12 protein-coding genes are annotated in these 11,359 nt (G+C 55.2%); all 12 read left to right on the top strand.

Annotated elements, in window-relative coordinates; genetic code table 11:
* Positions 1-9: 9 nt before the first annotated feature.
* The 12 genes from PU624_RS15040 (at position 10) to tssG (ending at position 11,354) form a co-directional block, all read left to right on the top strand.
* Positions 10-222 (top strand): hypothetical protein, encoded by a 213-nt coding sequence (locus PU624_RS15040; RefSeq protein WP_283545633.1) that lies wholly within the window; start codon positions 10-12, stop codon positions 220-222.
* A gap of 240 nt (positions 223-462) precedes the next feature.
* Positions 463-945, top strand: a complete 483-nt coding sequence (locus PU624_RS15035; protein ID WP_266308228.1) for an Hcp family type VI secretion system effector — start codon at positions 463-465, stop codon at positions 943-945.
* Between the two features lie 81 nt (positions 946-1,026).
* Positions 1,027-1,872 carry an N-acetylmuramidase domain-containing protein gene (locus PU624_RS15030; protein WP_266308227.1) on the top strand — a complete coding sequence of 282 codons (846 nt, stop codon included), beginning with the start codon at positions 1,027-1,029 and terminating at the stop codon, positions 1,870-1,872.
* Positions 1,873-1,880: 8 nt separating this feature from the next.
* Positions 1,881-2,435: a hypothetical protein gene (locus tag PU624_RS15025; protein ID WP_283545632.1), complete on the top strand. Its 555-nt coding sequence runs from the start codon at positions 1,881-1,883 to the stop codon at positions 2,433-2,435.
* A gap of 258 nt (positions 2,436-2,693) precedes the next feature.
* Positions 2,694-3,089 (top strand): lysozyme inhibitor LprI family protein, encoded by a 396-nt coding sequence (locus PU624_RS15020; RefSeq protein WP_283545631.1) that lies wholly within the window; start codon positions 2,694-2,696, stop codon positions 3,087-3,089.
* A 302-nt stretch (positions 3,090-3,391) separates the two neighbouring features.
* Entirely contained in the window at positions 3,392-5,251 is a 1,860-nt protein-coding gene (tagH, locus tag PU624_RS15015) for a type VI secretion system-associated FHA domain protein TagH (RefSeq protein ID WP_283545630.1), read from the top strand.
* Positions 5,248-6,039, top strand: coding sequence for a PP2C family protein-serine/threonine phosphatase (locus PU624_RS15010; protein WP_283545629.1), 792 nt, complete (start codon positions 5,248-5,250; stop codon positions 6,037-6,039). The genes tagH and PU624_RS15010 overlap by 4 nt, the downstream gene beginning before the upstream one ends.
* A 10-nt stretch (positions 6,040-6,049) precedes the next feature.
* Complete coding sequence (locus tag PU624_RS15005; RefSeq protein ID WP_283545628.1) at positions 6,050-7,027, top strand: hypothetical protein; 978 nt, start codon at positions 6,050-6,052, stop codon at positions 7,025-7,027.
* Between the two features lie 17 nt (positions 7,028-7,044).
* Positions 7,045-7,872, top strand: a complete 828-nt coding sequence (locus tag PU624_RS15000) for a type VI secretion system accessory protein TagJ (RefSeq protein ID WP_283545627.1) — start codon at positions 7,045-7,047, stop codon at positions 7,870-7,872.
* Complete coding sequence (gene tssE / locus PU624_RS14995) at positions 7,862-8,437, top strand: type VI secretion system baseplate subunit TssE (RefSeq protein WP_003853285.1); 576 nt, start codon at positions 7,862-7,864, stop codon at positions 8,435-8,437. The genes PU624_RS15000 and tssE overlap by 11 nt, the downstream gene beginning before the upstream one ends.
* Before the next feature lie 2 nt (positions 8,438-8,439).
* On the top strand, positions 8,440-10,311 hold the full coding sequence (gene tssF, locus PU624_RS14990; protein ID WP_283545626.1) for a type VI secretion system baseplate subunit TssF: 1,872 nt from the start codon (positions 8,440-8,442) through the stop codon (positions 10,309-10,311).
* On the top strand, positions 10,308-11,354 hold the full coding sequence (gene tssG, locus PU624_RS14985) for a type VI secretion system baseplate subunit TssG (protein WP_283545625.1): 1,047 nt from the start codon (positions 10,308-10,310) through the stop codon (positions 11,352-11,354). The genes tssF and tssG overlap by 4 nt, the downstream gene beginning before the upstream one ends.
* Positions 11,355-11,359: the final 5 nt, after the last annotated feature.

Genomic DNA, 11,359 nt, shown 5'->3' with positions numbered 1-11,359 from the left:
GATGACAGGATGCTTAAAAAGTCAGCTCTATACTTGCTGCATTATCTGCTGGTTTTTATTTCCGCTCTTATTTTAATCACCTGTGCAGGTTATTACCTTTTGTTCTTTGACTGGAATATTCCTGTTATGGGGAAAGTGACTAACGGTGTCCTGATTATTATTTCAGGCACTGTGTCGTTAGGTTTTTACTGGGCGGCGGCTAAGCTAAGAGAAATTTATTAAGCGCTTCTCTGCGTCCTGAATAGCGGGTCAGAACCTCGATTTCTCATCATGAGAAATGAATAAATACATTGCCCGGCCTGGTGCCTGGCAACGCAGTATCTGAAATATTGTTTATGACGATATTTCAGAAGCAAGGCAAAGGTAAAATATGGACTGTTTTATTCAGCCCCATGCTTTTCTTTTTGCCATATCCTTGCTTTTTTGAAAGCAATAATCTCAACCAATAAAGAGTGAAAGATAATGGCTATTGATATGTTTATGAAGGTTGACGGAGTCACCGGCGAGTCTAAAGACTCAAACCACACTGGCTGGACTGATATCACCTCTTTCTCATGGGGTGCTTCTCAGCCAGGCAACATGTCTGTTGGCGGCGGCGGCGGTGCGGGTAAGGTTAATTTTGAGGACTTGCATGTTGAGGCTCTGATTGATAAGTCAGTAACGGCATTACTGAAAAACTGCGCAAGCGGCAAACACCTGTCTAAAGTCGAATTATCAATCTGTAAGGCTGGTGGTACTCAGGTTGAGTATGCTCGCATCACACTTGAAGATGTTCTGGTAACGACTGTTAAATATAACGGCGCAGATAATGGTGACTTAGTAGGCATGTCCTATTCTTTCCAGTCTTCCAAAGTCAAACAGCAGTATTGGGAACAGAGCTCCTCCGGCGGAAAAGGCGCAGAGAGCAGTGCTGGCTGGAATATCAAAGAAAACAGAGAAGCATAATTGTAAGAGCCTCCTGCTGGCAGGAGGCTCATCTTTTACGCTCAATATGTACCGGGATGTATCAGTAATTGAGGTGAAGGTATGGCAAGAATTAGTTCGCCTGTGGGTATCGGACAGAAAAATAATTACGCGGATGTTTTTACCGTTCAGGTATTGTTAAATAAAAATAAAAAAATAACTACACCGTCAAATAAATTAGGCGAGGATGGGGTTTTTGGTCCTGCCACTGCAGAAAGAATTAAGAAGTTTCAGCAGGAGGTTGTTAATTTAAAAAATCCTGACGGAATCATTTCTCCAACCGGCATCACCATGCGCAATTTAGTTGTGCATTCATCATTCCATACATCAACCAACAGAGCGCCACGGGCAATTGTTTTCAGCCAGGAACAACTGGTTGAGGCGGCAAAGAGCCTTGGGTGCGAAGTCGCAGCGATCAAAGCGGTTGTACTGACTGAGACGCCACGTGGGGCTTTTGGTGATGACGGTAAACCCACTATTCTCTATGAGCGTCATTATTTCCATCGATTGACCAATGGGAAATATGATAGCGATCCTGTCCTCTCCAATAAAGACGCCGGAGGGTATGGAAAGTACAGTGCCCAATATGGTAAGTTGAATAAAGCTATTGCTCTTGATAGAAATGCCGCTTTGCAATCAGCTTCATGGGGGGCTTTTCAGATTATGGGAGAGAATTACAAAGCTGCAGGTTTTGCATCTGTCGAAGATTTTGTGAAAGGTATGGAAACAGTGCAAGGGCAACTAAATGCGTTTGTTAGTTTTATTAAAAATACGCCTCCGCTGCAAAGTGCTCTGCAAAATAAACACTGGGTTACTTTTGCAAGAACTTATAACGGAAAAAACTTTAAAAAGAACGACTATGATAATAAGCTTGCCAATAACTATCAGGCAGCTTTAAGAAATTCTTGAGAGGAAATATGCGCTTATCTTTTTTAATTCCAGTTCTGTTTTTCCCGGTTGCTGCGTTTGCTCAGACATCATTACATGCTGTGAGTGATACAGCATTTCAGAAAGATCTCTTCCAGAAAGCGACAGAAAAGTCTGTTCAGGGTGGAACGCCTGTTGATGGACAGACTTTCACGCTCACTAATAAAGGAAAAGTGCTGGGAACTTTTATCGCAGGTAAAGGTTTCAATGCACATGATGACAACGTTTGCTTTGTCGGCTGGTCTGAAAAAAAACCTGCAGTTAAGACGTTAATCCCAACAATAGGATTTGATGACTGGGAAGCTGAGGTTTGTAATGCTACTAAATCTGTGGGTATTGTTTCCCCGGATAATGATCCTGAAACCAGGATTGCCGTTATCTATGAGGTAGCATCACCAAACTCCACGGCTGATGAAGCGATCATTTTCTCTATAGATAATTCCAGTAATGACATTGAAATTGATAAGGCATTAACGCAGAAAGTGGGTGCTTCCGGAGCAAAAACGATTAAAGAGTTAAAAAAGAAGCTGAGTGAAAAGAGCTAACTTAATTTAATAAATTGAGGTTATCAACAGATTGATAACCTCAATGTCTGGTTTAAAAACACCAGGTTATCACATCGTTCTAACCTTATTTTTCTTCAGTTAACATTTATTTATATGAAAGTTAATAATTAATAATAAAAAGCATGCCTTAGATAAGAGGGTGATGCTGCACCTTTCTTTTATAATGCCTGTTGAACTAACAAATAATTACCAGTGTGTTTTGCTGGGGCTTATTAGTTGTCGTATTTAAGGGTTCGTATGCGATCTTATTTATCATTAATGCTATGTGTCTCAGTTGTTTATACTTTCCCCGTTCACGCGATGAGTGATTGTTCAAAGGGAAATAACGTTCAGGAAGTTAATGAATGTGCAGAAAAAAATAAAACAGAGTCAGAGCTGAATTTAAATAAAGAGTATAAGGCTGCGAAGACGCGTATTGAGCAAATTTATAAGGGCCACGATCAGGAGTCAAGCCAGTACAGAACCGCCTTTCTTGATACTCAGCGTAACTGGCTTAAATACCGTGATAGTCAGTGCAGGCTGGAAGCCTATGCCGCAGAACAAGGCAGCGATGCTTATGTGAGTGTTATGAATTTCTGTATTGACCGTCTCGATAAGGAACGCACCGCGATTCTGAAGCAACTTCCCTACTGATTACCTGGCAGGATTCATGTCTGTTCAAATTTAAAAATCCACTCATTTTTTATTTATCTTTAATTTATGTTTTTCCGGTTCCGTGTTTATGCTGCACCCATTTAAGCTCAGGGTTTATTAAATTCAGAAGTACTAAATTTGCTTTATTAACCTGTCGCGCAGTCATTTTCAGTAATACATCCGGCACAACTAATTTAAATAAACCCAACCCCAATATTAAAACTCTCCGCTTCCTATACCCCGCGCCTTTCCCTGAGAGGTGCGCGGTATAGATGCCGAACCGCTAACCGCAGGAATCCGTTATGCGCTTTACGATAATAACGACTAAACCCGGCCAACAGCCGCCTCAGACTCATTGTGATTTCTTCCCGCCCGGCGGCACCATTGGTCGCGGCGTGGATAACAATCTGGTACTGCCGGATGACGATCGAACGCTCTCCCGCCTGCAGGCGATTGTGCACATCACGGCTAACGGCGAATGTCGCCTGACCAACCGTGGCAATGTGACGCGCGTGCTGCTCAACGATATCCCGCTGGAACGCGGTCGGCAGGTTGAGCTGCAGGATGGTGACATACTGGGCATCGATGATTATCAGCTGCTGGTCAGCGACCTCAACAGCGATCATCAGCCACAGATGGAAAGGGCCGTTCCGCGTCCTGAGCCGGTCCAGCCTGTCGCACCTGCTCGCGAACCGGCAGCCGAAAAAGCCAGTACCACCGCCGCCATTCCCAGTGAAATCTGGGACAGTCTGGCGAAAGAATTCTCGATTTCCGACGATCTCTCTAAACGCAAAGCGGTGCCGGAGATGCCGGATGCTCATCCGCTGACCGCGCCTGCCATGCCAGACCGGAATCCGGAAGATCCACTGGCACAGCTGATCGACGATGCGCCGCTGGATTATGGTCAGAAACCCAAAAGCAGCAGTCTGTTTGACGACGGCGATGCGCTGTTCGCGCAGCAGAGCATTTTTGACGACCGGACGCCGAGCACGCTGTCGGCTCAGCAGCACAGCGCACCAAAGCAGGCTGAAGCGCCCGCCGATGAACTGGACCCGCTGAGCCTGTTTGATGGCGAGAGCAGCGTGGATGTGCGCAACCATGATGATCCATTAGGACTGATGATGGGGAATGCGGTGCCGCTGGCACAGCCGGAGCCAGAGAAACCCGCCACGTTGCATGTGCCGCCTCAACCAGAGGCAAAGCCGGAGCCGGTTACTTCCCGTGAACACGGGCAGGCATCCGTCAGCCTGAATGAAATGGAAAATTCACCGCTGTTCAGCGGCGTCGACGTACCTGTTGATGACCAGCCTCACAGCGAAACCCCACGCCAGATGCCGCAGGCTGATGAAGCAGAGTTCGGCCTGCCGGAAGCGGTGAATCCGCAGAACGACTACGGCGGAATTACGCTGCCGACGCCGCAGGCGGTGCAGCGCACGCCATCGCCAACGCCAAAAGGGCGGCTGCGCATCGATCCGGTTGCTTCCGGTCGCCATCATGCTACCGCTGTTCATCCTTCAGCGCCGAGCCAGAGCAGCGGTGATGCTCTCAAGGGCGAACTGCTGGATGCGCTGCTGGAAGGCATGGGCCTGCGTGACCTGCAGCCGACACCACAATTTGACCGTGAGCAGATGCTACAGTTTGGTCAGATGCTCAGCATGTTCTCTCAGGGTACGGTTGCACTGCTGTCGTCGCGTTCGATCCTCAAGCGGGGCGTCAAAGCCGACATGACGGTGATCCTCGACGATGCCAACAACCCATTCAAGCTGCTGCCGTCGGGTAAAACCGTATTAATGCAGATGTTCGGCAGCCGGATGCCGGGCTTTATGCCGCCGCGTCAGGCGGTGCGTGATGCACTAATCGATCTGCAGGCGCACCAGCTAGGCATGATCGCCGGTATCCGCGCCATCATCGCCTCAATGCTGCAATCCTTTAACCCGGAGCAGCTGGAAGAAGAGGCGCGTCAGGCAGGTTCGGTTTCACGTATCGGTCTGCCGGGCAGCCGCAAAGCGGCACTGTGGGAACATTTTGTAGAGCGTTACGGCGAGACAGCGGGCGAGATCGAAGACGATTTCCACACCCTGTTTGGCGAAGCGTTTCTGCACGCCTATGACCTGGAAGTCAATCAGTACAAAGACTCACAAACCCACACGGATGACGCATGAATATCACTATTGCCTCGACGTCGAATCAGGGCGATCGCGCCAGTAATCAGGATCAGATCGGTGATGTCATCGGTAAGCGTTCAGCCTGCTTTGTCGTGTGTGACGGTGTGGCAGGATTTCCCGGCGGGGATAAAGCAGCCGCCATCGCCCGCAGCAGCCTGCTGCAATCGTTTGATGGCGATGCGCACCTCAATGCGCAGTCGATTCGCAACTACGTCAACCACGCGAACCATGCCATCCGGCAGCAGCAGAAAGCCAGCAGCGAACACAGCCGGATGGGAACCACGCTGGTCAGCCTGTTCATCGACCGCGACTACCATCTTGCCTGCTGGGCCCATGCCGGTGACAGCCGCCTCTATCTGTTTCGTCGCGGCTATCTCTACCTGGTCACCACCGACCACAGTCTGGTGCAGCAGATGAAAGATGCCGGACATCGCACCGAAGGCATCAACAGCAATCTGCTCTATTTTGCGCTGGGGATGGGCGATGAGCAGCGCGACGCCAGCTACAGCGACGTGGTCGAGATTGAAGATGGCGATGCCTTTTTACTCTGCACTGATGGTTTCTGGCACGGCGTAACGCTGGAGCAGATGCAGCAGTCACTGCACATGGTGAACACACCGGAAGAGTGGCTGACGCTGATGCAGCAAATCATCAAAAACGATCAGTCGGATCAGGGGCAGCAGGATAATTTCAGCGCGCTGGCCGTCTGGATTGGATCGCCCCAGGACACCACCTTGCTGCACTCGCTCTCTGAAGCGGCGCAGTTCTTCCCTCTGCGAGATTGAGAACGCCAACATGAAATATGGATTACTGGGTCTGGCTGCGCTGCTGCTCAGCACGCAGGCTTATGCTGAAAACTATCGCATCGTACAGTCCCCGGCACAGAAACTGGATGTCTGGATTGATAACGTCAAAAACAATCAGCTGTCGAGCTGGTGTAACAGCACTATTAACCTGCGCATCGTCACGCTGGGTGAGAAAAACCCGACGGTCTTAAAAGAGTTTCTGCCACGGGTGGCCGGATTGATGGCGACGCAGTGTAAACCGCTTCAGCAGCTGCACTGGCAGCTGACCGATGCAGAGGGCAGTGAAATCGCCACCGGCAGCGCTGCCCGATCGCAGCAGTGGAAAACCGTGGTGACGCCGCCTGTGCCGCAGCAACAGCAGCAGCCAGCCCTGGCAGCCGTTCCCGCTGACGCACTGCGTAACGCCGCTCAGGCGGACACCTCGCCGTGGCTGCAGTTCAGCCTGCTTGATGGCTGCCATTTCCGCACCTGGTGGCAGCACCCGGCGCAGGGCAGCGCGCTGTTTGTTCCGGCAAAACAGGGGCTGGTCTGCGGTTCCGACGGCTGGCTCAGCGGACACAGCCGCCTGACGCAGCAGGGCAACGGCGCGCCGGCAGCCGTCGGCGTGACCTTCCTGCAGGGCTTCCCGGTGATGGGACTGAGCAGTCAGTCGTCCACCGCTGAACTGCACATCACCACGGTCAACAGCGAGCGCATGGTGCTGAGCAATGAAAAATCCCCGGACAGCTGGCTGGTTCTGCCATTCAGCAACCGCTTTAACGGCTGGCAGGCAACGCGTCAGGTGGTGGTGCAGATGCCCGCCAGCGAAGCGGCTGATGAGAGTGCGGTGCAGGCGCGTCTGCAGGAAGTCCGCAAAGTCTGGTCACCGTGGGTCAGCGGTGATGCCATGCTGAGCGTAAAGCTGGTGGAAAAACTGCATCCTGAACTGAAAGATCCCGCCGCTGCGGTCTATCGCACCCTTAACTGACGCAAAAAGGAGTTTGCATGGAATCCTTACAACACCGTCTGGCCAGCGCCACACTCAGCGAGACGCTGGCTGATGTGACCCGCCAGATTCAGGCCAATCCGGCGAATGCCGACCTGCGGGCTGCCTTTGTGCAGCTGCTCTGTCTGGCAGGCAACTGGACACGTGCGCAGACACAGCTGCAATCCTGGCTGGCGTTAAGCCCGCAGGCGCAACCGACCGTCACTCTGTTGCAGCAGGCGATTGCCGGTGAGCTGCAGCGTGACGCGGTGTTGCGGGGTGAGGCACAGCCGGTGTTGCCGGGCAGCGCCTGGCACTGGTGCGACACGCTGCTGGCCGCCCTGCAGGCCGAAACCGCAGGTGATGCCACGCGCGGCAGCGCACTGCGGGCCGACGCGCTGGAGCTTGCTGCCGCCAATCCCGGCACGGCCACTCAGCAGGATCAGCCGACCGCATTCAGCTGGCTGATGGATGGCGACAGCCGTTTCGGGCCGGTGTGTGAAGTGATCAATCAGGGGCGTTATTACTGGATCCCGTTTGCCGCCATTCGTGAGATGCAGTTTCAGGCACCTGCCAGCGTCACCGATCTGGTGTGGCGTCACACGCGGGTGCAGCTGGTGGATGGCAGCGAACAGGTGTGTCAGATCCCGGCGCGCTATCCGCTGCTGGCGGGTGCAGACGAGCGTTTTCTGCGCGCCAGCGTCACCGAATGGCAGCCGCTGGGCGACGACCCGGACCAGTTCATGGGGCAGGGGCAAAAAATGTGGCTCAGCGACAGCGCAGAATTCTCGCTGCTGAGTCTGCAACAGGTCGCGTTCGACAACACAGAGTCTGCCGATGAGTCATGATTCTGGCGCGCACAATGACGGCTATGCCCAGCTGCATGGCGGCTTTCGCGCGCGCAAAAAGCGTGACGCGTTAACCGCCCGCGACAAGCTGCAATCCTCATTGCTGGATCGCCTGACCGACAACGCGCCGGACAAGCAGCAGGAGGCGGAGAACAGCATGCTGATCAGCCACAGCACGCTGCGCCGCCACGTCCTGCGCGATCTGCAGTGGCTGTTCAACACCATTAATAACGAAGCGCAGCAGGATCTCAGCGGCTTCGATCAGGTGCAGCGCTCGGTCTGGAACTTCGGCGTTGCGCCGCTGGCCGGGCAGAACGTCTCCGATATCGAATGGCAGGATATGCAGCGCAAAATGACCAACGCCATTCTCCACTTTGAGCCGCGCATTCTGCCGCAGGGTCTGCAGGTGCGCTGCGTCAGCGATCTCGGCTCGCTCAGCCTGCACAACGTGCTGTCGATTGAGATCAAAGGGCGGCTCTGGTGCGTGCCTTATCCGCTGGCGTTTCTGTTCCGCACTCAGGTTGATCTGGAGAGCGGCCATTTCGAACTTCAGGATGCAGGGTGATCATGGACAGCAATCTGCTCGACTATTACAACCGTGAACTGGCCTACCTGCGCGAGATGGGGGCGGAGTTCGCCACGCGATACCCTAAAGTCGCGGGACGTCTCGGCATGCATGGCATTGACGTGGCGGACCCCTATGTAGAGCGGCTGATGGAGGGATTCGCCTTCCTGACGTCGCGCGTCCAGCTGAAGATGGATGCGGAATTTCCGCGCTTCTCACAGCGTCTGCTGGAGATGATTGCGCCATCCTATCTCTCGCCAACGCCGTCAATGGCCATCGCACAGCTGACGCCGGACAGCCGCAAGGGTGACATCACCCAGGGCTTCCGCGTGCCGCGCGGCACCATGATGGAGAGCCAGAACCTGAAAAAAACCGGGGTGACCTGCAGCTACACCACCGCACACGATGTGGTGCTGCATCCGCTGCGCATCAGCGAAGCCAGCCTCGGCGGCGTGCCGGGCGATCTGCCCTCTGGCGAGCTGAAACTCACGGGTCTGGGCGCAGCCAGTGCGCTGCGCATCCGCATCACGTGTGAAGGGATCTCCTCGCTGAGTCAGCTCAACGTGGATGACCTGATGCTGTTCCTCAGCGGTCCCGATATCCAGGCGCTGAAGCTGCTGGAGCTGCTGATGCAGCACCGGGTCGGCATCGTGCTGCAGTCGGTAGAGAAGCGGCCGCAGCGTCAGGTGCTGACGGATGATGCCCTGCAGCAGGAAGGTTTTGCGCCGGAGCAGGCGCTGTTGCCGGACGATCTGCGCAACTTCGACGGTTATCGCCTGTTGCAGGAGTATTTCGCCTTTCCGGCCCGTTTCCAGTTTATCAGCCTGAGTCAGCTTGGCCCGTTTCTGCGCCGCTGCGACAATGCCACGGCGTTCGACATCATCATCCTGCTCGACAAAGCGGATAGCGCGCTGGAAAGCGTGGTCGATCACAGCCATCTGGCGCTGCACTGTACGCCGGTCATCAATCTGTTCCCGAAAACCGCCGAGCGTCTGAAGGTCAGCGACAGCCAGCATGAATATCATCTGGTGGTGGATAACATCCGGCCGCTGGATTACGAAGTGCATTCAGTGCAGCGGCTGTTCGCGACCGTAGAAGGCAAACGGGAAGAGCAGATGTTTCGCCCGTTCTGGAGCACCTTCAGCGGTGACCAGGGCGACTACGGCGCCTATTTCTCGCTGCGTCGCGAACAGCGCACCCTGTCAGAGCAGGCGCAGCGCTACGGCACGCGCACCGGTTACATCGGTTCAGAAGTCTTTCTGTCGCTGGTGGATGAGCATCACACGCCGTGGCGCGATGACGTGCGCTATCTCTCTGCCGAGGTGATGTGCACCAGTCGCGATCTGCCGCTGATGCTGCAGCAGGATCAGGGCAACTTCGTGATGCCGGACTCCATTCCGGTGTCGGAGCTGAAACTGTGCAAAGGGCCGACACCGCCGCGTCCGGCGCTGGCCGAGGGCCTTTCTGCGTGGCGGCTGATCAGCCATCTGCAGATGAACTATCTCAGTCTGATGGACAGCAGCGACGGGGAAGGCGCGGCCGCACTGCGTCAGCTGCTGAGCCTCTATGCCAACCTCGCGGAGGCGCCGGTTGCCCGGCAGATAGATGGCATCCGCCACTGTACGCTCAGCGCCGTCAACCGCCGCGTGCCGGAGCCTGGTCCCGTGGTGTTTGCGCGCGGCGTCAGCATCACTCTGGAGGTGGATGAGCAGGCGTTTTCAGGTGCCAGCCCGTGGCTGTTTGGCAGCGTACTGGAGCGGGTCTGTGGCCGCCTGGTGGCGCTGAACAGCTTCACAGAGTTCACCCTGAACAGTCAGCAGCGCGGGGAAGTGGGCTACTGGCCGCCGCGCATGGGCCGGAAAGCGCTGATATGAGTGGCGAAAAAGTCATTACGCTGCCGCGGCTGACCCGGCTGCCGGATGATTTCTGGCAAAAAGTGATGGCCGCGCCCTGGCGCTACGATCTGTTTCAGCTGCTGCGGCGGCTGGATGCGCAGGGCGGGCAGCGCTATCCGCTGGGCCGTGCGCCGCTGCCGAAGTTTGAATCGGTGCGCATCGGTCAGACGCCGTCACTGGCGTTTGCGCCCGCTACCGTTGCCAGCGCCATGCCGCGTGACGAGTCGGGAAGGCATGAGCTATCGATCTACAGCTTTGGCCTGTTTGGCCCCAACGGTCCGCTGCCGACCCATCTGACCGAATATGTGCACGAACGTATTGTGCATCATCAGGATCACAGCCTGTCGGCGTTTGCGGATCTGTTTCACCATCGCGCTACGCTGCTGTTCTATCGCGCCTGGGCCGATGCGCAGCCGACCGTGTCGCTGGATCGTCCGGACGACAGCCGCTTCCTGAACTATCTCGCCTGCCTGGCGGGCATCGGTTTACCGGCCCAGCAGCAGGCCAGCTCGCTGAGCCTTCATGCCCGGCTAATGCTGGTGGGCCATCTCAGCCGTCACGGCCATGATGCCGAAGGGCTGGTGCGGATTCTGCGCCACTACTTTGGCGTGCCGGTCCGCCTGACGCAGAACCTGCCGCACTGGCTGACGCTGGACAGCCGCGATCAGGCCCGACTGGGTGCGGGACGCCATATGCCCCGGCTGGGTACCTCCGCTTTTCTCGGGGTAGCGGTGCGCGACGTGCAGCACCGTTTCCGTCTCCACCTTGGCCCGCTCAGCGCCGCGCAGTATGCCCATTTTCTGCCCGATGCCACCGGCGCGCGTGAAGTGCGCGACTGGGTTCGTCATTACCTCGGCATCGAAATGCAGTGGGATCTCAGCCTGATCCTGGCCGCTGACGAGGTGCAGGGTGTGGCGCTGGGCGGCAGTGCCCGACTCGGTTACACCAGCTGGCTGGGGCAGATGCCGCAGCCGCAGGATCGAGAAGATTTTATGTTTGAGGTTGAGGCTGCTTCGCGCTAGCCCAG

Source organism: Pantoea sp. Lij88 (genome assembly GCF_030062155.1).
Classification (GTDB): Bacteria; Pseudomonadota; Gammaproteobacteria; order Enterobacterales; family Enterobacteriaceae; genus Pantoea.
This window is presented reverse-complemented; position numbering and strand designations above follow the sequence as displayed.